The sequence below is a fragment of the Mesorhizobium sp. M0676 genome, from assembly GCF_040320535.1.
GTDB lineage: Bacteria > Pseudomonadota > Alphaproteobacteria > Rhizobiales > Rhizobiaceae > Mesorhizobium.
In genome coordinates this window covers 15267-40565 of record NZ_JAMYPU010000020.1, presented here as the reverse complement: position 1 = coordinate 40565, position 25299 = coordinate 15267, and the positions used below count along the sequence as shown (strand labels likewise).

26 protein-coding genes are annotated in these 25299 nt (G+C 62.8%); 12 read left to right on the top strand and 14 right to left on the bottom strand.

Annotated elements, in window-relative coordinates; genetic code table 11:
* Nucleotides 1-25 precede the first annotated feature (25 nt).
* On the top strand, nt 26-1297 hold the full coding sequence (locus NKI35_RS21415; protein WP_352741413.1) for a cysteine desulfurase-like protein: 1272 nt from the start codon (nt 26-28) through the stop codon (nt 1295-1297).
* Nucleotides 1298-1305: 8 nt separating this feature from the next.
* Here NKI35_RS21415 and NKI35_RS21410 read toward each other — a convergent pair whose 3' ends face one another.
* The 3 genes from NKI35_RS21410 to NKI35_RS21400 all read right to left on the bottom strand — a co-directional run bounded on the left by NKI35_RS21410 (nt 1306) and on the right by NKI35_RS21400 (nt 4899).
* Complete coding sequence (locus NKI35_RS21410; RefSeq protein WP_352741412.1) at nt 1306-3267, bottom strand: 3-hydroxyacyl-CoA dehydrogenase NAD-binding domain-containing protein; 1962 nt, start codon at nt 3265-3267, stop codon at nt 1306-1308.
* Nucleotides 3268-3493: 226 nt separating this feature from the next.
* Nucleotides 3494-4471: a UDP-glucuronic acid decarboxylase family protein gene (locus NKI35_RS21405; protein ID WP_023667815.1), complete on the bottom strand. Its 978-nt coding sequence runs from the start codon at nt 4469-4471 to the stop codon at nt 3494-3496.
* Between the two features lie 179 nt (nt 4472-4650).
* On the bottom strand, nt 4651-4899 hold the full coding sequence (locus NKI35_RS21400; protein WP_023704719.1) for a hypothetical protein: 249 nt from the start codon (nt 4897-4899) through the stop codon (nt 4651-4653).
* Nucleotides 4900-4937: 38 nt separating this feature from the next.
* Here NKI35_RS21400 and NKI35_RS21395 point away from each other — a divergent pair, with 38 nt between their 5' ends.
* On the top strand, nt 4938-6218 hold the full coding sequence (locus tag NKI35_RS21395; RefSeq protein WP_352741411.1) for a nucleotide sugar dehydrogenase: 1281 nt from the start codon (nt 4938-4940) through the stop codon (nt 6216-6218).
* A 31-nt stretch (nt 6219-6249) separates the two neighbouring features.
* Nucleotides 6250-7269 (top strand): NAD-dependent epimerase, encoded by a 1020-nt coding sequence (locus NKI35_RS21390; RefSeq protein WP_023695199.1) that lies wholly within the window; start codon nt 6250-6252, stop codon nt 7267-7269.
* 70 nt (nt 7270-7339) lie between these two features.
* Here the strand turns inward: NKI35_RS21390 and NKI35_RS21385 are convergent, their stop codons facing one another.
* Nucleotides 7340-8236 carry an AraC family transcriptional regulator gene (locus tag NKI35_RS21385; protein ID WP_352741410.1) on the bottom strand — a complete coding sequence of 299 codons (897 nt, stop codon included), beginning with the start codon at nt 8234-8236 and terminating at the stop codon, nt 7340-7342.
* Between the two features lie 148 nt (nt 8237-8384).
* On the opposite strand from NKI35_RS21385, the gene NKI35_RS21380 reads away from it, so the two are divergent.
* Nucleotides 8385-9110 (top strand): SDR family oxidoreductase, encoded by a 726-nt coding sequence (locus tag NKI35_RS21380; RefSeq protein ID WP_023682721.1) that lies wholly within the window; start codon nt 8385-8387, stop codon nt 9108-9110.
* Here NKI35_RS21380 and NKI35_RS21375 read toward each other — a convergent pair.
* Together NKI35_RS21375 and NKI35_RS21370 are read right to left on the bottom strand one after the other, a co-directional pair.
* Nucleotides 9050-9358 (bottom strand): helix-turn-helix domain-containing protein, encoded by a 309-nt coding sequence (locus tag NKI35_RS21375; RefSeq protein ID WP_084633926.1) that lies wholly within the window; start codon nt 9356-9358, stop codon nt 9050-9052. The two genes, NKI35_RS21380 and NKI35_RS21375, sit on opposite strands and share 61 nt — an antisense overlap.
* A 90-nt stretch (nt 9359-9448) precedes the next feature.
* On the bottom strand, nt 9449-10195 hold the full coding sequence (locus NKI35_RS21370) for an IclR family transcriptional regulator (RefSeq protein ID WP_023682720.1): 747 nt from the start codon (nt 10193-10195) through the stop codon (nt 9449-9451).
* 94 nt (nt 10196-10289) lie between these two features.
* Between NKI35_RS21370 and NKI35_RS21365 the strand changes: the two genes are divergently transcribed.
* Nucleotides 10290-10442: a hypothetical protein gene (locus tag NKI35_RS21365; RefSeq protein ID WP_023682719.1), complete on the top strand. Its 153-nt coding sequence runs from the start codon at nt 10290-10292 to the stop codon at nt 10440-10442.
* A 20-nt stretch (nt 10443-10462) separates the two neighbouring features.
* Here NKI35_RS21365 and NKI35_RS21360 read toward each other — a convergent pair whose 3' ends face one another.
* Nucleotides 10463-11332, bottom strand: a complete 870-nt coding sequence (locus NKI35_RS21360; protein ID WP_023682718.1) for a helix-turn-helix domain-containing protein — start codon at nt 11330-11332, stop codon at nt 10463-10465.
* Nucleotides 11333-11424: 92 nt separating this feature from the next.
* Here NKI35_RS21360 and NKI35_RS21355 point away from each other — a divergent pair, with 92 nt between their 5' ends.
* Both NKI35_RS21355 and NKI35_RS21350 read left to right on the top strand, forming a co-directional pair.
* Nucleotides 11425-12969 (top strand): 4-hydroxyphenylacetate 3-hydroxylase N-terminal domain-containing protein, encoded by a 1545-nt coding sequence (locus NKI35_RS21355; protein ID WP_023738346.1) that lies wholly within the window; start codon nt 11425-11427, stop codon nt 12967-12969.
* A 6-nt stretch (nt 12970-12975) separates the two neighbouring features.
* On the top strand, nt 12976-13485 hold the full coding sequence (locus NKI35_RS21350; RefSeq protein WP_023692271.1) for a flavin reductase: 510 nt from the start codon (nt 12976-12978) through the stop codon (nt 13483-13485).
* A 10-nt stretch (nt 13486-13495) separates the two neighbouring features.
* On the opposite strand, the gene hpaR is transcribed toward NKI35_RS21350, so the two are convergent.
* Nucleotides 13496-13891, bottom strand: coding sequence for a homoprotocatechuate degradation operon regulator HpaR (hpaR, locus tag NKI35_RS21345; protein WP_023695202.1), 396 nt, complete (start codon nt 13889-13891; stop codon nt 13496-13498).
* Nucleotides 13892-14092: 201 nt separating this feature from the next.
* Between hpaR and NKI35_RS21340 the strand changes: the two genes are divergently transcribed.
* From NKI35_RS21340 to hpaH, 5 genes are read left to right on the top strand one after another with little or no spacing between them, the layout of a single operon-like run.
* Nucleotides 14093-14479, top strand: a complete 387-nt coding sequence (locus NKI35_RS21340) for a 5-carboxymethyl-2-hydroxymuconate Delta-isomerase (RefSeq protein WP_352741440.1) — start codon at nt 14093-14095, stop codon at nt 14477-14479.
* A gap of 11 nt (nt 14480-14490) precedes the next feature.
* Nucleotides 14491-16008, top strand: coding sequence for a 5-carboxymethyl-2-hydroxymuconate semialdehyde dehydrogenase (gene hpaE / locus NKI35_RS21335; RefSeq protein WP_352741409.1), 1518 nt, complete (start codon nt 14491-14493; stop codon nt 16006-16008).
* Between the two features lie 14 nt (nt 16009-16022).
* Complete coding sequence (gene hpaD, locus NKI35_RS21330; RefSeq protein ID WP_352741408.1) at nt 16023-17003, top strand: 3,4-dihydroxyphenylacetate 2,3-dioxygenase; 981 nt, start codon at nt 16023-16025, stop codon at nt 17001-17003.
* A gap of 29 nt (nt 17004-17032) precedes the next feature.
* On the top strand, nt 17033-17908 hold the full coding sequence (locus NKI35_RS21325; protein ID WP_023704726.1) for a fumarylacetoacetate hydrolase family protein: 876 nt from the start codon (nt 17033-17035) through the stop codon (nt 17906-17908).
* A complete protein-coding gene (gene hpaH, locus NKI35_RS21320) occupies nt 17902-18711 on the top strand; it encodes a 2-oxo-hept-4-ene-1,7-dioate hydratase (protein WP_352741439.1) in 810 nt (269 codons plus the stop codon). Before NKI35_RS21325 ends, hpaH begins: the two co-directional genes overlap by 7 nt.
* A 17-nt stretch (nt 18712-18728) precedes the next feature.
* Here the strand turns inward: hpaH and NKI35_RS21315 are convergent, their stop codons facing one another.
* Genes NKI35_RS21315 through NKI35_RS21290 form a run of 6 tightly spaced genes read right to left on the bottom strand, consistent with a single transcriptional unit; the run spans nt 18729 to nt 25180 of the window.
* Complete coding sequence (locus NKI35_RS21315) at nt 18729-19760, bottom strand: phosphotransferase enzyme family protein (RefSeq protein ID WP_352652838.1); 1032 nt, start codon at nt 19758-19760, stop codon at nt 18729-18731.
* Nucleotides 19757-21064 carry an aminotransferase class III-fold pyridoxal phosphate-dependent enzyme gene (locus NKI35_RS21310; protein ID WP_352652839.1) on the bottom strand — a complete coding sequence of 436 codons (1308 nt, stop codon included), beginning with the start codon at nt 21062-21064 and terminating at the stop codon, nt 19757-19759. Before NKI35_RS21310 ends, NKI35_RS21315 begins: the two co-directional genes overlap by 4 nt.
* Before the next feature lie 33 nt (nt 21065-21097).
* Complete coding sequence (locus tag NKI35_RS21305) at nt 21098-22447, bottom strand: aminotransferase class III-fold pyridoxal phosphate-dependent enzyme (RefSeq protein WP_352741407.1); 1350 nt, start codon at nt 22445-22447, stop codon at nt 21098-21100.
* A 20-nt stretch (nt 22448-22467) separates the two neighbouring features.
* On the bottom strand, nt 22468-23130 hold the full coding sequence (locus tag NKI35_RS21300) for an HAD family hydrolase (RefSeq protein ID WP_352741406.1): 663 nt from the start codon (nt 23128-23130) through the stop codon (nt 22468-22470).
* Nucleotides 23127-24410: a Tm-1-like ATP-binding domain-containing protein gene (locus NKI35_RS21295; protein WP_023740567.1), complete on the bottom strand. Its 1284-nt coding sequence runs from the start codon at nt 24408-24410 to the stop codon at nt 23127-23129. The genes NKI35_RS21300 and NKI35_RS21295 overlap by 4 nt, the downstream gene beginning before the upstream one ends.
* Nucleotides 24410-25180 carry an IclR family transcriptional regulator gene (locus NKI35_RS21290; RefSeq protein ID WP_352741405.1) on the bottom strand — a complete coding sequence of 257 codons (771 nt, stop codon included), beginning with the start codon at nt 25178-25180 and terminating at the stop codon, nt 24410-24412. Before NKI35_RS21290 ends, NKI35_RS21295 begins: the two co-directional genes overlap by 1 nt.
* Nucleotides 25181-25299: the final 119 nt, after the last annotated feature.

Here is a 25299-nt window from a genome sequence, read left to right as displayed (position 1 = left end):
CCCAAGCCATTCGCAGGAGATACAGTTGAGCAATTCCCAAGCCGCCGGCGGCTTTCCGGTCGACACCATCCGCGCCATGTTTCCGGCCTTGCAGCGCGCCGGTGATTTCATCTTCATGGACAACGCCGCCGGCGCGCAGATCCCGCAGAGCGTGCTCGACGCGGTGACCAATCACCTGGTCTCGCACAATGTGCAGCGTGGTGGTCGCTATGGGCGCTCGGTCACGGTCGACCAATCGGTTGCGGATGCTCGGACGAGCGTGGCCTTGCTGATCAACGCCTACAGTCCGTCGGAAATCTGCTTCGGCATGAACGCCACCTCGTTCATTCGCCTGGTCAGCCTCGGCATCAGCCAGATGCTGGCCAAGGACACAGAGCGCGACGAGATCGTCATCACCGATATGGACCACGACGCCAACATCGCCACGTGGCTGGCGCTGGAGCCCGCCGGAGCCAAGTTCAAATGGTGGCGCATGCGCGAGGACGGCAACCTGCATGTCGACGACCTCAAGCCGCTGGTTTCCGATCGCACCCGTCTCGTCGCCTGCACGGTGACCGCGCATTCGATCGGCTCGATCGTCGACGTCGCTTCGGTGGCCGCGATCGCGCATGCGGCCGGCGCCGAAGTGTTCCTTGACTGCGTGCATTACGGACCGCACGGGCTGATCGACGTGCAGGCCTGGGACTGTGATTATCTCGTCTGCTCCGGCTACAAGAATTTCTCGCCGCATATGGGCTTTCTGTGGGGCCGATTCGAAACGCTGAGGCGGCTGCCGACCTTCCGCGAGGATTTCATCCCCGACGAGCCGCCTTACAAGGTCGAGGCAGGCACCTTCATCTACGAGAACGTCTCAGGCATGGATGCCGCAGTGCAGTACCTGGAACTGATCGGCCGCAATCTGGCGCCCTCCAACAACCGCTCGCGGCGCGACAACATCGTTGCCGGCATGGGCGCCATCCGCGATTACGAAGTGCTCCTGGCGCGTGAGATGCTCGCCGTGCTCAAGGGATGCAATGCCACGATCTACGGCGTCGCCGAGGAAGCCCGCATCAACGAACGCGTGCCGACATTCTGCTTCAACATCGGCAAGCTGTCGCCGCAGCGGATCGTCGAGGAAATGGCTGACATGCAGATCGGCATCCGCGACGGCCATATGTATGCGCCCCGGCTGATGAAGCGTCTCAACCTGTCGATGGACAGCGGCGCCATCCGCGCCTCGCTGGTTCATTACAACACGGTCGACGAGGTCAGGCGTTTCGGCGAAGCCCTGCGCGCCGTCATCGCCAAGCTGTCTTAGCTCGATCGTCAGATGTCTCCGGCGTGGAACATCGGCCCGCCCTTGTGGGCCGGGAAGCCATAGCCGTTGATCATCACCAGATCGATGTCGGAGGCACGCGCCGCGATGCCTTCGGCCAGCAGTGCCTTGCCCTCTTCGGCCATTGCCGCCAGTAAGCGCGTGACGATCTCATCGGACGAAAAGCGGCGCGGCACGATGCCGTTGGCCGCTCGCACGGCCTCGATCAGCGCCGTTACTTGCGGGTCGCTCCTGCGTTCGCCGTCCGAATAATCGTACCAGCCGCGCCCGGTCTTGCGGCCGAAGCGGCCGGCCTCGCACAGCCGGTCGGCGATTTCGACATAACGTGCTTGCGGATCGCGCATCGCCGCCTGTCGCTTGCGCCGCGCCCAGGCTATCTCCAGCCCAGCCATATCGTTGACCGCGAAGATCCCCATCGGGAAGCCCCAGGCCTCCAGCGCGGCATCCACCTCATCGGGTGCTGCGCCATCCTCCACCATAAACTCCGCCTCGCGGCGGTAGGCCGAATAGATGCGGTTGCCGATGAAACCCTCGGTAACGCCGCACACGACAGGCAGCTTGCCGAGCTTCCTGACGAAGGCGATCGCCGAGGCGAGCACATCGGGCGCCGTCGCCGCGCAATCCACCACTTCGGTGAGCCGCATGACGTTGGCCGGGGAGAAAAAATGCAGGCCGACGATCCGTTCGGGCCGGGCGGTTGCAGAGGCGATCTCGTCGGGGTTGAGGTAGCTGGTGTTGGTCACAAGGATGGCGTCCGGGCGGACGATACGTTCGAGCTTCCGGAAGAGTTCGGTTTTTACCGCGAGATCGTCGAACACTGCCTCGATGACCAGATCGGCCTGCACCAGCCTGCCGGCGTCGCTGGCCGCTTCAAACCGGCTCAGCGCCTCCCTGCGCGCATGATCGGTGAGACGGCCGGATTGGACCGACTTGTCGAGAAGCCCGGCGATACGCTCGTATCCTTTTGCCGCGGCGCCGTCGTTCTGCTCGATGCCGATTACGCGATAGCCGGCATTCAAGGCCGAGACCGCGATGCCTGCACCCATCAGGCCGGTTCCGACGATACCGACGGTCTCGACCTTGCGAGGCGTGATACCCTCCAGCCTGTCGACTTTGCTGGCTTGCCTCTCGGCAAAGAAGACGTGGCGCAACGCTGCCGCTTCGCGAGAATCCCGGAGGCGCAGGAAGGTCGCGCGTTCGTCCGCAAGACCGTCCTCAAGTTTGGCCATGGACGCAGCCTGGACCAATCTCACGGCTTCTGCAGGCGCGATCTGTCCACGGCTGCGGGAAAGCACCTTTCTTGCGGCTGCCGCTTCGGCTTCGGGTTGCGAGCGTGGGACGGAAAGCGCGCCCGTGCGCCGCAACGGTTGGCCAACGAGACGGCGGGCGACATCGAGCGCGCCTTCGGGAAGATCGTCTGCAATGGCATCGATCAGACCGAGAGTGAGCGCTTCGTCGGCTTTCGCGGGCCGACCCGTGCCGATCAGGTCGATTGCGGCGACCGTGCCGATGAGGCGGGGCAGGCGTTGGGTTCCGCCGGCCCCAGGCACTAACCCGAGCTTGACCTCGGGCAGGCCGAAGCTGGCCGCCTTGCTGGCCACCCGGTAGTGGCAGGCCAGCGCAATCTCGCAGCCGCCGCCGAGCGCCGCGCCGCCAACTGTCGCGACGACCGGTTTCGCGAAGCTCTCGATCGCTTCGATCACTTCAGGCAGTGTGGGCTCGATAGCGGGCTTGCCGAATTCCTTGATATCGGCGCCACCGATGAAGGTGCGCCCAATGGCGGTCAGCACCACGGCAGACACTTCATCCGACGCCGCACGCCCAAGCGCAGCCATCAGTCCGGCCCTGACATGGAAGGACAGCGCGTTGGCCGGCGGATTTTCGATCGTGACGACGAGAACGCCATCGACGATCTTGCCTGTGACACTCTCGGAAAATCGTGCTGTGTTCATGGGAGTTTTATCCCGGAACGACGGCAAATCTTCCTCCTCCTTCTGCTCTCCGCCAAATGCCGGTGTCCCGGCTCGGACGGATGAAGAGCCATGGGGTTCTTCAAATAATTTCAAGCTTAAAATAATTAGAATTCAAAAAACTTCAAGCCTACCGGAGTGGACTGCAAAAGGCGTCGCTACCACGACGGTGATCGGTCAGACTTGACGGTTGCACTGCGGTGCCGGGTCAAGGCGAGTTTGTGGAAACCTTCGGCAGCAGGGCTTTGAAATAGTCGATCGTCTGTTGCAGCCCGGCTTCCAAAGTCACCGTCGGCTCCCAGCCGACAAGCCTTTTGGCAAGGGTGATATCGGGCTGGCGGTGCCGCGGATCGTCTTGCGGAAGATCGCGGTAAATTATATCCGAACCTGATCCGGTCATCTGCGTCGTCAGTTCGGCCAAGCGCCTGATCGTTACTTCCCTTGGATTGCCGATGTTTACTGGACCGGTCACCTCCGGCCCCGTATCCATGAGGCGCAGCATGCCGCTCACCAGGTCGTCGACGTAGCAAAACGACCTTGTCTGTGAGCCGTCGCCGAATATGGTTATCGGTTCACCACGAAGCGCCTGCACGATGAAATTTGAGACAACCCTGCCGTCTGCCGGGTGCATGCGCGGCCCGAACGTATTGAAAATCCGCGCGACCTTGACCCACAAGCCATGTTGTCGGTGATAGTCGAAGAACAGCGTTTCGGCGCAGCGTTTGCCTTCATCGTAGCATGAGCGCGGCCCGATCGGGTTTACATTGCCCCAGTAACTCTCGGGCTGCGGATGCACAGACGCGTCACCATAGACCTCACTGGTGGAGGCCTGAAAGACTTTGCATTTCAGCCGCTTTGCCAGTCCAAGAACATTGATGGCGCCGTGCACGGCGGTCTTGATCGTCTGAACCGGGTCGTACTGGTAGTGAACAGGCGAGGCCGGACACGCCAGGTTGTAAATCTCATCGACTTCGACGTAGAGCGGAAAGGTCACGTCATGGCGCATGAATTCGAAGCGGGGATGCTTGGCCAAATGGTCGATATTGCGCTTTGATCCGGTGAAAAGGTTGTCGACACACAAGATTTCGTCGCCTCGTTCCAACAGGCGGTCAATAAGATGCGAGCCGATAAACCCTGCGCCCCCGGTAACGAGAATGCGTCTGCGGCTGTCATAGAGTCTGGCCAATTTCTGCTCCCAGGCAAATGCTGATCGACCAGATATCGGTCGCCACACGCAGGATACGACGTGTCCGCAGCCAATGCACAAGGACCAAACTGAAATTTCGCAGATCCGCTCGGTGCCGATGCGAATTCCGATCCGGGCATTTGGTTTGATCAGAAGGCACGATTGAGGCCGATAGTGGCCTATGGATTGGCAGCAGAGAATATCAGCCCTGTCGTCAGGGCCGCCGCTGCGTAGATGGCCGGCAGAACCTGACGGTTCACCCCAATCCGCAGCAGAGAGTGGCTCGAAACCCGATCCTGCTGGATTTTATCCACAACATCGATGACATCGGCGGATGGCAACATGAAAAAAACGGTGACGCCTATTTGCGTGAGACATTCCTCTTCGCGATAGAGCATCGTTGAATTGGCCAACAGCCTGCCATACAAGCACGTCGGCTCAACAGGTGGCTCGAGGAACCCCACGGATGTCCGAACGCATTGCAGTTATCGGCCTGGGTTATGTCGGCCTGCCGGTAGCCATTGCCTTTGGGAAGGTTTTCCCCGGCACCATAGCTTTTGACATCAGCGAGCGTCGGATCGGGGAATTGCGTGGCGGCGTCGATCGTACGGGGGAAGTTGACGCAACGGCGCTCAAGGAGACCTCGATAGGGCTGACCACCGATCGGGAGATGTTGAAAGGCGCTACTTTCTTCATCGTTGCCGTGCCAACCCCTATCGACGCAAATCGCGCTCCCGATCTAGCTTCTTTGAAACTGGCGTCCGAACTCGTCGGCGAGGCGGTGAGCAAAGGCGCCGTCGTCGTTTTTGAGTCGACAGTCTATCCAGGTGTGACCGAAGATTTCTGTGGGCCGATCATCGAGCAGGTTTCCGGCCTGCGACATCCCCGCGACTTTGCCCTCGGCTATTCGCCCGAACGCGCCAACCCCGGCGATCGAGAACACTCGCTGCAAAAGATCGTCAAAGTCGTCTCCGGCGAGAATAACGAGACGCTGGAGCGCGTCGCGAACGTTTATGGCCGTATCATCGATGCCGGCGTCTACCGCGCCCCGTCGATCAAGGTGGCCGAGGCAGCGAAAATTATCGAGAACACCCAGCGCGATCTGAACATCGCGCTGATGAACGAACTGGCAATGATCTTCGAGCGGCTCGATATCCGGACGCAGGATGTTCTTGATGCTGCGTCGACGAAATGGAACTTCCTTCCCTTCAAACCGGGGTTCGTCGGCGGCCACTGCATCAGCGTCGATCCATATTATTTGACCGCCAAGGCCGAGGCCGAAGGTTACCATCCGCAGATCATCCTCGCCGGACGTCGCATCAATGACGGCATGGGGGCCTTCGTCGCCCAGCAGGTTGTCAAACGGCTGATTGGTTCTGACACGCCCGTCAAAGGGGCTTCTGTCGGCATTCTCGGGCTGACATTCAAGGAGGACGTGCCGGATTTGCGCAACAGCCGCGTTTTCGACATGGTCAAGGAACTAAGGCAGTTCGGAATTATCCCTAAAGTCCATGATCCCCTTGCCGATGTCGAAACCGCTCGGCGTGATCACGGCGAAACAATCCTGCCGCTCGATGAGATAAACGATTTGCAGGCGCTTGTTCTGGCGGTGCCTCACAGGCAATATCTCACCAACGAAAGAGCGCGTCTTTTTCAAATGATCAGGCCGGGGGGGACACTGTTCGATGTCAAGTCGGCCATCAAGCCCAATGAAGTTCCCGACAACATAAAATACTGGAGCTTGTAAAGCTCGCCTGAAATTAACGCTAGGATATGCAGTGACATCAAGCAGGCCGATACTGATCACCGGCGCAGCCGGGTTCATAGGGTTTCATCTTTGCCTGAGGCTGCTTGCCGAAGGACGCCAGGTTATCGGCCTCGACTCCATGAACGAGTATTATGACGTCAGCCTGAAGCAGGCTCGTCTCGAGCGGCTGAAAGCGTTTTCGAATTTTTGTTTCGAGCATGCCGATCTCACGGAGCGGGACCGTATTTCGGAGCTCTTCCTTTCGGCCGCGCCGGAGGTTGTCGTCAATCTCGCGGCGCAAGCCGGCGTACGCTATTCCATCAGCAATCCGCACGCCTATGTGGAAAGCAACCTCAGCGGCTTTGTCAACATCCTGGAAGGATGCCGGCAGGCCTCCGTCGGCCATCTGGTCTATGCATCGTCGAGTTCGATTTATGGCGGCAGCACCCGCATGCCGTTTTCCGTGCACGATCCGGCGGACCATCCGCTCAGCCTTTACGCCGCAAGCAAGAAGGCGAACGAGCTGATGGCGCACACATACAGCCATCTGTTTGGACTGCCGACCACCGGGCTGCGTTTTTTCACCGTCTATGGTCCGTGGGGGCGGCCGGACATGGCGCTGTTCATCTTCGCCAAGGCTATCCTCGCCGGCGAGCCGATCGAGGTCTTCAACTATGGCAACATGCAGCGGGATTTCACCTATATCGACGACATTGTCGAAGGTATTATCCGCGTCATGCAGCAACCCGCGACACCCAATCCTGAGTGGAAAAGTGTCGCGCCAGACCCAGCGACCAGCAACGCCCCGTTCAGGATTCACAACATCGGCGGCAATTCGCCCGTTCAACTGAACCGATTGATCGAGGTGCTCGAAGACGCGCTGGGACGCAAGGCAAACCGCAACCTCAGGCCACTTCAGCCAGGCGACGTTCCGGCAACTTTCGCCAATGTCAGCTCGCTCGAGGAGGCGACCGGCTTCAAGCCCAAAATCCCGATCGAAATAGGGGTTCCGCGCTTTGTCGAATGGTACCGGGAGTTCTACCGAGCATGATCGGATGCTTCGCCACCTGGAGGCGGCTGGCTCCTGACCAGCCATCGCTGGCGCATGCCGCTCGGAAAACTCAATAAGCCGCAGCCGAACTGGGTGTCGCCTGAAGGCGGTGAATATCTTTCCGGGGCGGCGCACCGAACAGGCGACGATATTCTCGGCTGAACTGCGAAGGGCTGTCATAGCCCACCGCGAACCCGGCCGTGCCTGCGTTTACGCCGCCGGCAAGCATAATCCTTCGCGCCTCCTGCAGGCGCAGCTGCTTCTGGTATTCGAGCGGGGTCATGCGCGTAATCGCCTTGAAATGGGCATGAAGGGACGACGCGCTCATGCCTGATGCCGCCGCAATCTCTTCGATGCGCAGTTGTGCCTGGAAATGATTGCGGATCGTGGCGATGGCGCGGCTGACCTGGTTCAGGTGGCTGTCCACCGACGCCATCTGGCGAAGCGTGTCACCGTGCGGTCCGGCGAGGAGCCGGTAAAGGATTTCGCGTTCGATCAGCGGCGCCAGCACGGTGATGCTCTCGGGGCGATCGAGCAGCCTGACAAGCCGACAGGCGGCATCAATCAGGTCGGGGTCACTTGGATAGGCAGCTAACACCGGCAGATCCCTGCTGGGGGATGCACGTCCTTCTTTCACAAGCAGTTCGGCCAGCGCGGTGGAATCAAAATCTATCTTGCAACAGAGGTAGGGCGCCGCCGGGCTCGCCTCCAACACATGCCCGACCAGCGGCAGGTCGACCGAGACGAGCAGGTAGCTCGATGCGTCATAGACCACGCTCTGGTCGGCCAGCGAGACGCGCTTCGATCCTTGGGCGATTATGCAAAGCGACGCCTCGTAGACCGCAGGCACGGGTGCACTGGGCTGGTTGGCGCGAATGAGCGACAGCCGCGGCACCGCAGTGCCGGCCATGCCAGATTTCGGCGCAAAGCGGGTGATCAGCTCGGCGAGTTCATTGATTTTCTCCATGCCGCATAAATCTTCATGGCGCGAAATGTTGCAAGGCATTTCGAGTTCATTTCGAGGATCGTGCAAACTCTTTGGACGATCACGCTACCGCCCTTTGCCGGTTCGCCGCCATCTATCTCCCCGTCACCGCAGCGAAAAAGGAACGATCATGACGGGACTTAAAGACAAGGTTGTACTCATCACCGGCGCCTCCAGCGGCATCGGCGAAGCGACGGTTCGGGAACTTGCCGGTGCCGGCGCCAGACTGTTCATCGGGGCCCGCCGCACCGAGCGGCTCAAGGCGCTGGCCGCAGAAATAGGCAAAGGCGTCGCGTGGCGCGAACTCGACGTGACTGACGCGGCGAATTTCGACGCCTTTGCCGATGCCGCTCATGCCGAATTCGGGCAGATCGATGTGCTGGTCAACAATGCCGGCGTCATGCCGCTGTCGCCGCTTGCCGCGCTGAAGCGCGATGAGTGGTCTCGCATGATCAATGTCAACATCGGCGGCGTGCTGAACGGGATCGCCGCGGTGCTGCCGCGCTTCGTCGCCCAGAAGAATGGGCATATCGTCAATGTCGCCTCGGTCGGTGCGCATATCGTGCTGCCCACCGCGGCGGTCTATTGCGGCACGAAATATGCCGTCTGGGCAATCACCGAGGGGCTGCGGCAGGAGCATGACGACATCCGCGCCACGATCATCTCCCCCGGAGTGACCGCAACCGAACTAGGCGACGATATCAGCGATCCTCAGGTCGCCACGGCTCTGAAAGAATGGCGGCAGAAGTCGCTCACACCGGACGCCATTGCACGGGCGATCCGTTTTGCGCTTGATCAACCCGATGGCGTGGACGTCAACGAAGTGATCGTGCGGCCAACCGCTGCCAATATGTAGAACTTGCTGCCGGATGCCGGCTTTCGGCGAGCTAGGGCGCTCTCCGAGATCCGGCAAACGGCCCACCCCTTAATGCACCCGCCCTCAGCCTCTGGCGCAACTCCCGCGCGGGCCACATCGTACCGGCTCTCGAACGCGCGCGAAAAATGCGCACTCGAATTGAACCCGCAAGCAAAGGCGATTTCCGAGATCGTGGGCGACGCTCGGGCGGGCGACAACAATTCTTCCTTGCTGCGCTCCAGCCGCATGCCCAGACGAAGCGTTCCGGTGTCGCGGCAAGGCCGGTGCGCCGCTGGGAACTTAACCCGCTAATCATCTCCCCTGCGACGGTAGAGATGTCAGGCTTCGCCGGCCAGGCGCGCTGAAATCAGCCGCGCCGCCTTGATCACCGCTTCGCCCTGGCTGGCCGCCATGCTGTCATCGGCGCGTGACACAGGCGAGGCCACCGCGAGCGCACCGAGAGGACGGCCATCGGAGCCGAGGATTGCCGCGGCTATGCTGTGCACGCCTTCTTCATAGCCTTGGGAGCTCGAGGAATAGCCGCGCTTGGCGGCAAGCCGGATCGCCTTCATCAGCCTGTCGGGCTGCGTCACCGTGTGTGGCGTGAAGGTCGGCAACGGCTTGTCGACATAGGCCTCGGCCGCTCCCCGAGGCGAAGCGGCGAGAAAGGCGATGCCGGAGGCGGTGCCGTGCAAGGGCAGCACCTGGCCGACATCGACATTGACCCGGTTGGCCTTTGCCGACAGCTCGACATGGACCGTCAGCAGTGCGCCGGCGCTGAATTCCGACAGATGCACCGTCTCGCCGGTTTCCAGCGCCAGCTCGCGAACCACAGGTGCTGCCACGCGCACGAAGGGAAAATGCGCGTCGCGAAAGCGGGCCAGCCGCGACAGGCCGGCGCCGAGCCGGTAGCGGCGGCTTGCCGGCTCCTGTTCGATCAAGCGGTGGTTGGCCAGCGCCATCAGCAGGCGCCGCGCCGTCGCCTTGTCGAGGCCGGTTTTGCGGGCGAGCTCGGACAGGCCGATCTCCGGTTCGCCGAGCGTGAACTGTTCCAACAGCGATATCGCTTTGCCGACTGTGCTCATCGTGCATCCTCAAGATACTTCGCATGGGACGGAAGCCAATCCACCTTGCAGTCCGCTCATAGCACATAAAATGGTGGTTCAAATAACGAACCGTATGGAAGCGACAAAAAACACCAGCAAGTTTCGCGGCGACATCAATCTCGATGCGCGCGCCGTGCGGGGGGTGATGCTGCGCGGCAACACCTATCAACAGGTGGATCAACTCGGCGGCGCCGTGCCTGGCCGGCGTGTCGGCCCAAACGCCTGATCCTGGCCGGCGCGGAAGCTTCAACTCTGCCCCAGCTGCGCGCGGCGCCAGGCGGCGGGCGCCTGGCCAACCCGCTCCCGGAAGAAGCGTGAGAAATAGGCCGGATCGTCGAAGCCGATTTCGTAGGCGATGTCCTCGACGGTGCGCACGGTGAACAGCAGCAAGCGCTTGGCCTCCAGCAACCGTCGCTCGCTGATGAGTCGCTTGACGCCGCTGCCAAGCACCCTATGGGCGGCCTTGTCGAGAAGATGCGGTGTCGTGGCCAGCGCCTCGACGTAGCGGTCGACGGGCCAGTTGTCGCGGAAATGCGCATCGACCAGACGGCGCAAGCCGCGCGCCAATGCAGCATCGGAAGAACCGGTGGCATCCTTCACCTCGGGACCAAGGCGCGCGATCTGCGAGAGCGCGACGGCAATCAGCGCCGGCAGGGTCTTGTCACTCCCGGCCTGCGCCTCGGCATATTCCGTGGCGATCATCTCCAGCACCGCCGCAAGCCTTTTCCACGCGACGTGCTGAGGAAGGCTATCGGCAAAGACCGGCCGGTCCAATGGCAGCAGGCTGTGAGCGGCTATTGCCGCAAGCGCATCATCGGCGACCGAAACGACGATGGCGTCGGTGCCGGGCCCGATCGAGAAGCCATGCACGATGGTGCTCGGCACGAAGCTGACGGCCGGTGCCGAAAAGTCCCAGGATTGGTCTTCGATGCGGTAGGTGCCGGAGCCGCTGGTCCAGTAGGTGATCTGGCCCATTTGCGGATGCTTGTGCGCGGCAACCTGGCCGAGATGAATATTGCTGCGCGCAAGCACCGTCTCGACATGCAGGAAGCCGACATCGAGCGGCCGCACCGGCTCGCCATAGACAAAGAAATCAGGAATGGAATTGAGGCTCATGGCGCCGGAAAAAGTCCAATCGGTTTTGCCGTTACGTCCTAACCGATCCTTGCCAGGAGCGCTAGAGTTGATGCCATAAGTGGAGGAACATCATGCGATCGGAAGACTTTCGTGCCGACAATGGGCGCCCGTTCACCGGGGCCGAGTATATGGGGAGCCTGCGCGACGGCCGCGAGGTCTACATCAACGGCGAGCGCATTGCCGATGTCACCACCCATCCGGCGATGCGCAATTCGGCGCGGTCGCTGGCGCGCCTCTATGATGCGCTGCACGATCCCAAGCGGCAGGGCACGCTGACCTCGCCTACCGATACCGGTTCGGGCGGCTACACCCACAAATATTTCCGCGTCGCCAAATCCTCCGGCGAACTCGCGGCCCAGCAGACCGCGATCGCCGAGTGGTCACGCATGTCCTATGGCTGGATGGGCCGCACGCCCGATTATAAGGCGGCACTGATGAACACGCTCGGCGCCAATGCCGACTGGTACGGCCCGTTCAAGGACAATGCGCTCGCCTGGCACAAGCGTGCGCAGGAAGCCGTGCTGTTCATGAACCACGCCATCGTCAACCCGCCGATCGACCGCCACAAGCCGGCCGAACAGGTGAAGGATGTCTTCGTCCACATCACCAAGGAGACCGACGCCGGCATCTATGTCTCCGGCGCCAAGGTGGTGGCGACGTCCTCGGCGCTGACCCACTACAATTTCCTGGCGCAGAGTTCGGCGACGGTCACCGAAGATCCGTCGCTGTCGGTCATGTTCATCGTGCCGATGAATGCGCCGGGGGTAAAGATGTTCTGCCGCGTCTCCTATGAGCAGACGGCCAACACGGCGGCGGCTCCGTTCGACTATCCGTTGTCGTCGCGCTTCGACGAGAACGATGCCATCCTGGTGCTCGACAATGTCTTCATCCCCTGGGAGGACGTGCTGGTGCTGCGCGAGGCGCAGAAAATCCTGTCCTTCCATCCGGCTTCGGGCTTCATGCATGGCTATTGCTTCCAGGGCTGCACACGCTTTGCCGTCAAGCTCGACTTCCTCGCCGGCCTGCTGGCAAAGGCGCTGCGCGCCACCGGCGGCGATGCCTTCCGCGGCAACCAGGCGGCGCTGGGCGAGGTGATCGCGCTCAGGCACATGTTCTGGAGTTTCTCCAACGCCATGGCCTACAATCCGATCCCCTGGGCGAATGGCGCTGTCCTGCCCAACCTGGAAGCAGCCCTTGCCTACCGGACTTTCATGTCGGAAGCCTATCCGCGCGTCATCGACACGGTGCGCCGGGTGATCGCTTCTGGGTTGATCTACCTGCCGTCATCGGTGCGCGACTTCAACAATCCCGAGATCGACAAATACCTCGCGCAGTATGTGCGCGGTTCCAACGACATGGGCCATGTCGAGCGCATCAAGATCATGAAACTGTTGTGGGACGCGACCGGCACCGAGTTCGGCGGCCGCCACGCGCTCTACGAACTCAACTATGCCGGTGCGCCGGAAGAGGTGCGGCTGCAGGTGCTGAAGGGCGCCGAACGCGGCGGCCGGCTGAAGGCCATGGAAGAACTGGTCGATACCTGCATGGCCGACTATGACGAGAATGGCTGGACGGGAGATACCTGGCTCAATCCGCTAGCTTCATCGGCTGGGTGATGTCAGATGGCCACGCAGATTTCGAAGGCCGATTTCCGCGACGCCATGGCAAGGGTCTGCGCGCCGGTCAACATCGTCACGACAGATGGCCCGGCCGGGCGCGGCGGCTTCACCGCCACCGCCATGTGCAGTGTGTCGGACGAACCGCCGACACTGCTGGTGTGCATGAACGGCCGCTCGACGCAGGCCGCCATGTTCCTCGCCAACCGGCGCTTCTGCGTCAACGTGCTGACGCATGACCATATGCACCTAGCCGGCAAGTTCGCCGGCGCGACCAGGGACATGGAGGCACGCTATTCGGCGGCGCGCTGGCAAACGCTGGCCTCAGGCACGCCGGCGCTGTCCGATGCGATCGTCAATTTCGATTGCGAGATCGAGGATGTGCACATCGTCGGCACGCATAATGTCATGATCGGCCGCGTTATCGATGTCAGGCACGGCAGCGGCGGCTCGGCGCTGCTTTATGTCGACCGCAATTACACGCAGCCGACGCGGCTTGGCAGTTTTGGCGGCTGAGCGGGAGCAGTCAGTTCTCGCCGGCGATCAGGCTCTCCAGCAGATCGAGCAATTGCTCGAGCCTCTCATGTCCGAAGCGCTGTTCGATGTCGCGGTAGATGACGAGGCGTTCCGGCGACAAGGCATCGATAAGGGCGGAGCCCGCCGGGGCGATCGTCAGCACGACACGGCGGCCATCGCCTTCCGCCTTGTTGCGGGTGATGAATTTTCGGCCCTCGAGCGTCTTGATGATGCGTGTCAGGCTGGGCGGCAGCACCGAAGCGCGATCGGCAAGTTCCGTCGCCTCGACAGGGCCGGCCTCGCTCAGAACGCGCAGCACACGCCATTGCTGTTCGGTCACGTCATGCGCCGCCAGCATAGGGCGAAACCGCGCCATCACCACTTCGCGGGCATGGAGCAGCGCCATCGGCAGAGAACGACGGGTGTTTTCAGGCAGCAAGAAGCAGCGTCCCCAATGATGCGGGCGGTCGGCGGGACCGCACGCCAAAACCTGACCTTTCCATCCCGTATCGTCGCCTCGACTTGGATGCAAGGCTTGACTTCAGTGATGCTGCATGTAATTAACGCGTTAACTACAACAGTGGAACAATCCGGGGAACGAGACGCGGTGCCTCACTTTTCCATCGAGTATTCGGCCAACCTCGATGCCAAGGTCGACATGAGCGAATTGTGCGCGCTGGTGTTGCGCACCGTGCTCGGCACCGGGCTGTTTGAAACCGGCGCGGTGCGGGTGCGGGCCTTCCGCGCGGAAGCCTATGCCGTCGCCGACAGCCTGCCGGAAAACGCTTTCCTCGACATGTCGTTTCGCATTGGAACCGGGCGCAGCGCCCAGGACAAGAAACGAACCGGGGAGGCGGTCTTCGCCGCGGTGAGCGAATACCTTGGCCCCCTGTTCGAGACCCCGCATTTCGCTCTTTCCCTGGAGATCAGGGAGATCGAGCCGGTACTGAGCTGGAAGAAAAACGCAATCCATCCGCGACTGCGCGGCAAGTGACGGAAGCTGATATGTCCGACCTCGAAGGCAATCTGAAAAAGGCCGAGGCCTATCTGGCCCGTTTCAAGCGCGACGGCGTGCTGAACCAGATCGGCGGCGAAGCGGTGCCGGCGGTGGATGGCTCGACCTTCGAGAGCATGTCGCCGGTCGATCTCAAGCCGCTGGCCAAGGTCGCGCGTGGCAGTGCCGCCGATATCGACCGCGCCGCCAAGGCGGCAAAGGCGGCGTTCCCGGCCTGGGCCGCCATGCCGGGCGACGGGCGCAAGAAGCTGCTGCACAAGATAGCGGATGCGATCGAAGCGCGCGCCGAGGAGATCGCCTTCGTCGAGTGCATGGACACCGGCCAGGCGCTGAAATTCATGGCCAAGGCCGCGCTGCGCGGCGCCGAGAATTTCCGCTTCTTCGCCGACCGCGCGCCGGAAGCGCGCGACGGCGAGACGCTGCGCACGACAGGCCAGGTCAACATCACCACGCGCGTGCCGATCGGCCCGGTCGGCATCATCACGCCGTGGAACACGCCGTTCATGCTGTCGACATGGAAGATCGCGCCGGCGCTGGCGGCAGGCTGCACCGTCGTCCACAAGCCGGCCGAATTTTCGCCGCTGACCGCTCGCCTGCTGGTCGAGATCGCCGAGGAGGCCGGCCTGCCGAAAGGCGTGTGGAACCTGGTCAACGGCCTCGGCGAGCACGCCGGCAAGGCGCTGACCGAGCACCCTGACATCAAGGCGATCGGTTTTGTCGGTGAGAGCCGCACCGGCTCGATGATCATGAAACAGGGCGCCGATACGCTGAAGCGCGTGCATTTCGAACTGGGCGGGAAGAACCCGGTGATCGTCTTCGCCGACGCCGATCTCGAACGTGCGGCGGATGCGGCCGTGTTCATGATCTACTCGCTCAACGGCGAACGCTGCACCTCATCGTCGCGGCTGCTGGTCGAAGCCTCGGTCTACGACACATTCACGGATCTGGTCGCGGAGAAGGCAAAGCGCATCAAGGTTGGCCATCCGCTCGATCCCAAAACGGTGGTCGGTCCGCTGATCCATCCGGTGCACGAGGAAAAGGTGCTGTCCTATATCGAGATCGGCAAATCGGAAGGCGCGGTGGTAGCCGCCGGCGGCGGCAAGTTCGCCGGTCCGGGCGGTGGCTGCTATGTCAGCCCGACGCTGTTTACCGGCGCCACCAACAGGATGCGCATTGCCCAGGAAGAGATTTTCGGGCCGGTGCTGACCGCCATTTCCTTCAAGGACGAGGCCGAAGCGCTGGCGCTGGCCAACGACACCCAATACGGCCTGACCGGCTATCTCTGGACGTCGGATGTTACCCGCGCCTTCCGCTTCACCGATGCGCTGGACGCCGGCATGATCTGGGTCAATTCGGAGAATGTGCGGCATTTGCCGACGCCGTTCGGCGGCGTCAAGAATTCCGGCATCGGCCGCGACGGCGGCGACCATTCCTTCGATTTCTACATGGACACGAAGAACATCGCCTTCGCCACTTCAGCGCACACGATCCAGAAGCTCGGCGGCTGACCGGAGGACATCGCATGCCACTGCCCAAACCAAACCTCTATCCCGCCTTCAACATCGTGCGCCTCAGCCATGTCGAACTGGCGGTCACCGACTTTGCGAAATCCCGCGCCTTCTATGTCGACACGCTTGGCCTGCAGGTTACCGACGAGACATCGGACGCCATCTATCTAAGGGCCCTGGAAGAGCGCGGACACCACTGCATCGTGCTGAAGAAGGCCGGCAGCGCCGAAGCCCGCGATCTCGGCTTCAAGGTTTTTTCGGATGAGGATCTCGACAAGGCCGAGCATTTCTTCAAGGCAAAAGGCCTGCCGGTCGAGTGGGTCGAGCGACCGTACCAGTCGCGCACCTTCCGCACCCGCGACCCGCACGGCATTCCGCTCGAGTTCTTTGCCCAAATGGAAAGGCTGCCGCCGATTCATCAGAAATATGCGCTCTACAAGGGCGTGAAGCCGCTGCGCATCGACCACTTCAACTGCTTCTCGCCCAATGTCGACGAGTCCGTCGCCTTCTACAACGAGCTTGGCTTCCGCGTCACCGAATACACCGAGGATGCCAGTAGCGGAAAGCTGTGGGCGGCCTGGACGCACCGCAAGGGCGGCGTCCACGACATCGCCTTCACCAACGGTGTGGGTCCGCGCCTGCATCACGTCGCCTTCTGGGTGCCGACACCGCTCAACATCATCGACCTGCTCGATCTGATGGCGACGACGGGTTACCTCGCAAATATCGAGCGCGGCCCCGGCCGGCATGGCATTTCCAACGCCTTCTTCCTCTATGTCAGAGACCCGGACAATCACCGCATCGAGATCTACTGCTCGGACTACCAGACGGTCGATCCGGATCTGGAGCCGATCAAGTGGGACCTCAAGGACCCGCAGCGCCAGACGCTGTGGGGCGCGCCGGCGCCGAAAAGCTGGTTCGAGGAGGGCAGCACCTTTGCCGGCGCGGCCGCACGCCAACCGGATTTGACGGCGTCGCCGATCATCGCACCGTGACCACAGACGCGAACCTGACGGAGACCGGGATGACTGCACCTGGGCGGCTCGCCACCTTCACCGTCGGCGGCAAGACGCGCTATGGCGTGGTCACAGATAAGGGCGTCGTCGACCTGTCGGCGCGGCACAGCCAGTGGCCGACGCTGCGCGAAGTGATCGAGGCCGGCGTGCTACGGCGGCTGGCGGAAGAGGCCGAAGCCTACGCCGTCGATTTTCCAGTCGGCGCCATCGCTTATGAAATCCCTCTGCCGTCGCCGGAAAAGATCATCTGCGTCGGCGTCAACTACCCGGACCGCAACGAAGAGTACAAGGACGGCCAGGCCGCGCCTTCCAACCCGTCGCTGTTCATCCGCTTCCCCCGCTCCTTCGTCGGCCACGACGCGCCGCTGGTGCGGCCGCCGGAATCGCCGCAGCTGGACTATGAGGGCGAGATCGTCATCGTCATCGGCAAGGGTGGACGACGCATCGCCGAGAGGGATGCGCTTGACCATATCGCGGCACTATCCCTGTGCAACGAAGGCACCATTCGCGATTGGGTACGGCACGCCAAGTTCAACGTCACGCAGGGCAAGAATTTCGACCGCACCGGCTCGCTCGGTCCGTGGCTGGTGCCGTTCACCGACGAGGCGCAGATTGCCGACATCGCGCTGACCACCCGCGTCAATGGCGAATTGCGCCAGCAGGACCGCACCAGCCGGATGATCTTCTCGTTCCGCAAGATCATCGCCTATGTCTCCACCTTCACCACGCTGGTGCCAGGCGATATCATCGTCACCGGTACGCCGACCGGCGCCGGCGCCCGCTTCGACCCGCCGATCTGGCTGAAGCCGGGCGACGTGATCGAAGTCGAAGCCGACGGCATCGGCGTGCTCCGCAACGGGGTCGTCGACGAGGCAGCATCGTGACCCCCGAGCAAGTTGAAGATGCCGCGGCAAGGCTGTTCGAAGCCGAGCGTTCGCGCCGCCAGATCCGTCTGCTCAGCCTCGATTTTCCCGACGCGACGATGGAGGATGCCTATCGCGTCCAGGCAGCGCTGGTGAAACGCAAGACCGATGCCGGGCTGACCCCGAAGGGCTGGAAGATCGGCCTGACATCGAAGGCGATGCAATATGCGCTCGCCATCGACACGCCGGATTCGGGCGTGCTGTTCGACGACATGTTCTTCAACGACGGCGCGACGATACCCGTCGGCCGCTTCATCCAGCCGCGCGTCGAGGCCGAGATAGCCTTCGTCATGAAGGCGCCGCTGAAGGGTCCAGGCGTGACCATCTTCGACGTGCTCAACGCCACCGATTATATCACGCCGGCGCTCGAAATCCTCGACACGCGCATCGAACGCGTCAATGCCGAGACAAAGAAGGCGCGCACTTTCTTCGATACGATTTCCGACAACGCCGCCAATGCCGGCATTGTCATCGGCGGCCGGCCGCAACGACCCGATGAAGCCGATATGCGCTGGATCGGCGCCATCGTCTCGCGCAATGCGGAGGTCGAGGAGACCGGGCTTGGCGCCGGCGTGCTCAACCATCCCGCGATGGGCATTGCCTGGCTGGCGGACAGGCTCGCCCGCCACGGCATGTCCATCGCGGCCGGCGAGGTGGTGCTGTCCGGATCGTTCGTGCGCCCGGTCGAGGCGCGGCCCGGCGATACGATCGTCGCCGACTTCGGCAGCTCGGGAACGGTCAGTATCCATTTCGCCAAGAGCTGACGGCTCTCATCGGCTCGTCAGTTGGGCTGTTCGCCGCGCAAGTAGTCAATCACCACATCGGCTGCGATGGTCGACATGCGCAAGCCGACATCCCTGGTGATGTCGCCTTCGACGCGGCTTTGCACCCAGCCAAGAAACGCGAAGGCACGCAAGGCGGCGAATAGAGGCAATGCGGCGATGTCCTGCGGGGTCAGCGCACGCTCTTGCTGGTAGCCGTCAAGCAAAGCGGTTTCGATCAGCGGGTAGATCGCCTCCTCGCGGTTCTGGTAGAGCGCGACGGCAAGGTCGTACATGTGCCAGCCATGGCCGCAATCGTCGAAGTCGATGATGCGCACCGCACCATCATGGATGAGCACATTTTCGCGCACCAGATCGGCGTGGATGATGCCGAAATTGCGCGCGCTGCGCTCATGTTGCGACAGCGCCTTCACCGCCTTCTCGCGCGCCTGCAGGACCAGCGCGCGGCGAGGACCATCGAGAAAGGGCGAGGTCTCGAACCGGCCCCAGACCGGGTTCGCACCGAAGAAGCCGCCAAAATCCCAGGCATGGCGCGCGAAGCCCGCGGGCGGCGTCCAGGAGGCAGTGACATTGTGCATATGGGCAATGGTCCGCCCGATCGCCGTGAAGATCTGGACCGACTGGTCGGGCGTGTAGACCAGTGGCACGCCGCGTGCGCCCACGGCGCGGCCCTCCAGCCAGCTCAGGCAATCGGCCTGCCGGGGCTGCTCCGAGGTGGCCGTGCTGACAAGCACGAACGGATCGCCGGCCTGTGTTGCGACGCAAGACGGCGTGGCTACGCCGGCGGATTGCAGGAAGCCCATCCATTGCAGTTCCGAACGCAGCGCGGCGTCCGTGTGGTAGCCGAGCCGGTGGATGCGCATGGCTGCCGGCTGGCCATCCGGCAGCCGCACGCGGAAGACGGCGTTCTCGCGGTGCTTCAGAAGTTCCGGCTCAAAATTGCGGACGCCCCAATGTTCGAGCGCACGCCTGGCAAGCTCCGTGACATCGGCGGCCGTTTCGGGCTCGGATTGGGTGGAAACAGAATTCACGCCGGCACTCCGCCGACTTCGCCCAGCACCTCGTCCAGCAGGCCGATCAGGAACTCGGCATTGTCGCGCGAGAACGGCATGGGCGGGCGGATCTTGAGCACATTGCCGTGGATGCCGGTCTTGCCCATCAGCACGCCGCGATGGCGCATGCGATTGGCGACCTGCTCGGCAATGTCGGGCGCCGGTTCGCGCGTGTCGCGGTCGTGGACCAGCTCGGCGCCGAAGAACAGTCCGGCCCCCCTGACCTCGCCTATGCACTCATGCCGATCGGCCAGCGGGCGCAGCAGGCCAAGCGCATAGGCGCCGACGTCTTGCGCGTTGGCGACAAGGTTTTCCTGTTCGATGACGTCGAGGACGGCATTGGCGACTGCGCAGGAGACCGGGTTGCCGCCAAAGGTGTTGAAGTAGCGGAAAGCGTCGCGGAAGGTCGCCAGTATCTCCTTGGTGGTGACCACGGCCGCGATCGGATGGCCATTGCCCATCGGCTTGCCCATGGTGACGATGTCGGGGACGAAGCCGGCGCGCTGATGGCCCCAGAAATGGCTGCCGGTGCGGCCGAAGCCGGGCTGCACTTCGTCGGCGATGACCAGACCACCGGCTTCGCGCACGGCCCCCAAGGCGTCGTCGAAAAATCCGGTGGGCAGAGCCGGGAAACCTTCATTGGCGAGTTGCGGACACAAGATGATGCCAGACAGGCCAATGCCGTCCTGTGCCAGCGAAGCGATCGCTTGACGCACGGCGTCGCCGAAGGCCTTGCCATTGGCCATCGCATCGGGATGGCGATAGCTGTCGGGGGCCGGCGCCAGCCTGACATGGGGGGCGCGGCCGCGGATCGGAGGCATGCGCGTGCTGAGCTGCGAAACCGCCGCCGTGTTGCCATGATAGGTGGCGTCGGTGGCGATGATGCCCATATTGCCGGAGGCGGCCTGCGCCATGCGCAGCGCTATGTCGTTGGCCTCGCTGCCGGTACAGGTCAGGATTGCGGTGGCGAGGCTTGCATCGAAGGTCGCCGTCAGCCGCTCGACATAGTCGAGAATTGCGGTGTGCAGATAGCGTGTGTGGGTGTTGAGCAGGCTTGCCTGACGGCACAAGGCCTCGACCACATGCGGGTGGCAATGGCCGACATGGGCGACGTTGTTGTAGGCATCGAGATACTTGCGGCCGTCGGCATCGTAGAGCCAGACGCCTTCGCCGCGCACCAGGTGCACGGGCTCGTCGTAGAACAATTGCGATTTCGCGCCGAGCAGGCGGGCACGCCGCTTGACGAGCGCTTCCTCGCTCGGGTTCTTCTCAGATTGGGTCATTGCGTACCAAACTCCATTGCGTCAGCGGGTCTATCAGGCCCTCGACAGACCTGCATCGATGGCCTCGCCGATCTTTGCCACGTCGGCGGCGCCGATGATCAGCGGCGGCGACAGGATGATGTTGTTGCCGGACACGCGCAGCATGACGCCGGCGTCATAAGTGGCTTCCGAAACCACGGCCATGGTCTTCTTGTCCACCGGCTTTTTCGTCGTGCGATCGGAGACCAGCTCTAGCGCAGCCATCAGGCCCTTGTACCTGATGTCGCCGACGATCGCGTGCTTGGCTTTTAGCCCCTCCAGCGTCGCCGCGAGCTCGATGCCGCGCGCGGCTGCGTTCTCGTCCAGGCGAAGCCGCTTGGTCTCGGCAAGTGCAGCCAGCCCTGCCGCGCAGCCGACAGGATGGCCGGAATAGGTATAGCCATGACCGATCGCCCCGAAGCTGGTCTTGTCGGCCTCGAAGACGTCGGCCACCTTGGCGCCGATCAAGGTGGCGCCGAGCGGGAAATAGCCCGAGGTGATCGCCTTGGCGATGGTCATAAAATCCGGCTTCACGCCGGATAGCCGCGAACCCGACCAGGCGCCGGTGCGACCGAAGCCCGTGACCACCTCGTCGGCGATCAGCAGGATTTCGTGGCGGTCGCATATCTCGCGGACCAGCGGCATGAAGCTGTCATGCGGAACGATGACGCCGCCGGCGCCGAGAACCGGCTCCATGATGAAGGCGGCAATGGTGTCGCCGCCCTGGAAGGCGATCTCGTCCTCCAGCGCTTTGGCGCACAGTTTGGCCAGCCGCGCCGGATCGGTCTCATCGAACGGATTGCGGAAGGTCCAGGGTGCGGGAATGTGGAAGACGCCGGGCATAAGCGGCTCATAGTTGCGGCGGAAATTGGCGTTGCCGTTGACTGACGCGCCACCGAAATGGGTACCGTGATAGCCCTTCTTCAGCGCGAGGAATTTTGTCCGGTCGCCCTGGCCGCGGATCTTCCAGTATTGGCGGGCGAGCCGCAGTGCGGTTTCGACCGAATCCGAGCCGCCCGAGGTGAAGAAGGTCCGCACCATGCCTTCCGGTTCGAACCATTCGCCGAGTTCGTAAGCGAGCTCGATCGACGGGCCGGTCGACGTGCCGCGAAACCCGGAATAGTAGGGCAGGGCGCTGAGCTGGTCGGCGATGGCCTTCTTGATCGGGTCGCAGGAGTAGCCGAGATTGACGTTCCACAGGCCGCCAGCCGCATCGAGCACGGTGTTGCCGTTGATGTCGGTGACCATCACGCCTTCGCCTTTCATGATCACCTTTGGCGGGTTGGCCCGCATCTCGGCCGGGTGTGCCATCGGATGCCAGATCGGCTTGGCGTTTTTCTCGGTGAGGAAATTGATGTCGCGCATCGCAAGGCTCCGCAAACGTCTCAGGGGATGAGGTCGAAATGGCCGAGGGCCTCGGCATAGGAAAGTGCCGGCCGCGCGACGTCGAAATGAACGGTGCGCATGCCGGCGGCACGGCCGCCATCGACATTGCGCTGCTGGTCGTCAACGAACACACAGGCGCCGGCAGGCAGGCCGAGCGCCTCGGTCACCAAGGCATAGGCGCGCGGATCGGGCTTGAGGATGCGGGTATAGGTGGCGTCGACGATGGTGTCGAACAGCTCGAGCAGCGGCAGCCGCTGACGGAAGCCGGCGCCATAGAACAGATCTAGCTCGTTGGACAGGATCGCCAGGCGAAATCCCGCCGCATGCACGGTCCGGATTGCGCGGACGGCTTCGGGCCGCACGATCTTTTCCGGCTCGGCTCCGCGTGCACGCTGGACGAATGTCTCCATCGCCTGCCAGTCCTCGCCGACGAGCCGGCCGACTTCGCTGGTGCGGGTGCGCCAATAATCGCGCTCGCTGATCTCGTCGGCCTGCAATGAGCGCCACAGCGGATCTGAATCCGGGTCGAACGGCCCGTACCATTGCAGCGTTCCCGGCGCGAGGCCGAGCGCCTGTTCGGTCAAGGCATGGGTCTCGAAAAGGGTCCGGGTGACGACGCCGCCGAAATCGAGGACGAGCGCCTGGGCAGGAACAGCGCTCACGCAGCCACTCCCTTGGCCGGCATGCCGCGCGGGATGATGCCTTCCTCGACCCAGCGGTCGAAGATTTCGAGCGCCTTGCCGACGAACTCGTCGCTGTTAATGTGGGCGTCGATCTCGTGGAACTCGACGCCGGCGGGAATGGTCTTGCGCATCTCATCGGTGAACGCCGCGAGGGCTTCGGGTTCGTACAGCGGCTCGCCCTGCGCATCCCATTCCTGGATGCCGCCGGAGGGCAGGATGAAAGCGGAGCGCCCCTTCGACGCACCGAGCTTGGCGGCGATGGTCCTGGCGACTTCACGGCGGTCGGCGGCATCGACGGTGATCGAGCCGATCAACCTGTTATGAGCATGGAATGGCCGCTGCGCGAACTTTGTCGGCAGCGCCTGCCAGGTCGGCAAATCGACCATGTCCACGGCGCCAGGGGCTGCGATCTGCGGAATGCCGCGGGCGCCGGCATTCTCGAGCCGGTCGGCGCCGGAGCTGACGACCGAGCCGGCAAGATGATTGGTGATCTCCTGCAGGCTGAAGTCGAACACCGCGCAGAAATGGTCCTGGCTGGCGATCGATTCGAAGGCCCGGCCGCCCATCCCGGTGGTGTGAAAGACCGCGACATCATAGCCGCGCTGCTCCAACGCCGGCTTCAGCGTCTTCATATAGCGCAGGCAACTGCTGCCCAGCGAAGTCATGCCGATGGTCGGTCCGACCGCCGGGGCCGAAGCACGGGATGCAAGCACGATCCTCGCCGCACCGACGACCGCGCCGCAGGCCTGGGAAAGGACCAGCTTGCAGATGGTGTTGAGGCCGTAGAGCCCGCCTGCCCACAGGATCATCATCAGGTCGGGCGCGACACGCTCGGGCGGAATGAGATGCGAGTAGGCGATGGTCGAGACGACGAATTTCGGCACGCCGAGCGGCAGGCACAGCGCGACATCGAGCGCCAAATCGGTTCCCATCGAACCACCGATGGCGATGAAAGCGTCGATCTCGCCGCGCTGGTGAAGCTGGCGCACCAGCTGAACGGCGCCGACGGCCATCAATGTCATGGCGGTGTTTTCATCGCCGCTCGAGACGATTTCGGCCATCGTCACGCCAGCGGCCCGCGCAACGGCATGCTTGTCGTGATCGGGACTATAGGCGGGGGCGCCCAGCACGCTGACATCCATCATCACGGCGCGGCCACTGGATGCCTCGATACACGCTTTCATGAACAGCAGTTCGTCGGTCTTGGTGTCGCCCGTGCCGATGACCAGGATGCGGGGCGTCGCCATATCTGCAGACATCAGGCCTGCCTCCTCAGGGTTTGCAGGTTTTCGCCATTGAGGCGCATCGAAATCTCCCGTGCCGCGGTCACAACCGCAAGCCCTCGTTCCACGATCGCAGCCGGTGTCGTCCTGGCCTTCGGGGCTGCCACCGCAATTGTCCCCAGCGCAAGACCGTCGGCGGCGCGGATTGCAGCCGCGACGCCGATCACGCCGTCCTCATGGCCCCGGTCGCAGATCGAATAGCCGCGGTCGCGCGCCTCGCCGATCGACTTTGAAATAGCGGCCGGCTCGACGAGGGTATGATCGGTGAAGGCCTCAAGCGAACCTGTCAGGCATGCTTTCACGGTCGCGTTGTCGGCGAAGGCCAGATAGGCGATGCCGGAGGCGGTGGAATGCAGCGGCAGAAGCTGGCCGACATCGATGTTCACCCGGTTTGCCCAGCTTGAATTCTCGACATGGACGGTGATCAGCCTGTCGACGCCGAATTCCGACAGATGCACCGTCTCGGTTGTCGAACCCGCCAAATCCTGCGCCACGGGAATTGCCGTTTGCAGGAACGGGAAGCAGGCTTCGCGGATACGCGCCAGCCGCGACAGGCCGGCGCCGAGGCGATAGTGCCGCGTGCCGGCATCCTGCTCGACGAAGCCATGGCCGCCCAGCGCCATCAGCAGCCGCCGCGTCGTGGCCTTGTCCAAGGCGCACCGCCGCGCGAGATCGGAAAGTCCGAGCTCGGGCCCGTCCGCCGTGAACAGCTCCAGAAGTGAAATCGCCTTGCCGACCGTACCCATCCAGCCTCCCGCTCGGATAGAAACTTAATGTGTGAATTAACTTGACAGGCATCGGCATTCTTTGCAAGTCTCTATTCAAAATAAGGGTTCAAATAATGAACCGATGGCATTCAGGGAAC

Coding starts and splice junctions, on each gene's coding strand:
- NKI35_RS21310 (WP_352652839.1), bottom strand. CDS start 21,064: ATGACCCAATCTGAGAAGAACCCGAGCGAGGAAGCGCTCGTCAAGCGG.
- NKI35_RS21410 (WP_352741412.1), bottom strand. CDS start 3,267: ATGAACACAGCACGATTTTCCGAGAGTGTCACAGGCAAGATCGTCGAT.
- NKI35_RS21350 (WP_023692271.1), top strand. CDS start 12,976: ATGGCCACGCAGATTTCGAAGGCCGATTTCCGCGACGCCATGGCAAGG.
- NKI35_RS21290 (WP_352741405.1), bottom strand. CDS start 25,180: ATGGGTACGGTCGGCAAGGCGATTTCACTTCTGGAGCTGTTCACGGCG.
- hpaE (WP_352741409.1), top strand. CDS start 14,491: ATGTCCGACCTCGAAGGCAATCTGAAAAAGGCCGAGGCCTATCTGGCC.
- NKI35_RS21395 (WP_352741411.1), top strand. CDS start 4,938: ATGTCCGAACGCATTGCAGTTATCGGCCTGGGTTATGTCGGCCTGCCG.
- NKI35_RS21385 (WP_352741410.1), bottom strand. CDS start 8,236: ATGGAGAAAATCAATGAACTCGCCGAGCTGATCACCCGCTTTGCGCCG.
- NKI35_RS21380 (WP_023682721.1), top strand. CDS start 8,385: ATGACGGGACTTAAAGACAAGGTTGTACTCATCACCGGCGCCTCCAGC.
- NKI35_RS21370 (WP_023682720.1), bottom strand. CDS start 10,195: ATGAGCACAGTCGGCAAAGCGATATCGCTGTTGGAACAGTTCACGCTC.
- NKI35_RS21305 (WP_352741407.1), bottom strand. CDS start 22,447: ATGCGCGACATCAATTTCCTCACCGAGAAAAACGCCAAGCCGATCTGG.
- NKI35_RS21375 (WP_084633926.1), bottom strand. CDS start 9,358: ATGCGGCTGGAGCGCAGCAAGGAAGAATTGTTGTCGCCCGCCCGAGCG.
- NKI35_RS21295 (WP_023740567.1), bottom strand. CDS start 24,410: ATGTCTGCAGATATGGCGACGCCCCGCATCCTGGTCATCGGCACGGGC.
- hpaD (WP_352741408.1), top strand. CDS start 16,023: ATGCCACTGCCCAAACCAAACCTCTATCCCGCCTTCAACATCGTGCGC.
- NKI35_RS21360 (WP_023682718.1), bottom strand. CDS start 11,332: ATGAGCCTCAATTCCATTCCTGATTTCTTTGTCTATGGCGAGCCGGTG.
- NKI35_RS21325 (WP_023704726.1), top strand. CDS start 17,033: ATGACTGCACCTGGGCGGCTCGCCACCTTCACCGTCGGCGGCAAGACG.
- NKI35_RS21355 (WP_023738346.1), top strand. CDS start 11,425: ATGCGATCGGAAGACTTTCGTGCCGACAATGGGCGCCCGTTCACCGGG.
- hpaR (WP_023695202.1), bottom strand. CDS start 13,891: ATGGCGCTGCTCCATGCCCGCGAAGTGGTGATGGCGCGGTTTCGCCCT.
- NKI35_RS21365 (WP_023682719.1), top strand. CDS start 10,290: ATGGAAGCGACAAAAAACACCAGCAAGTTTCGCGGCGACATCAATCTC.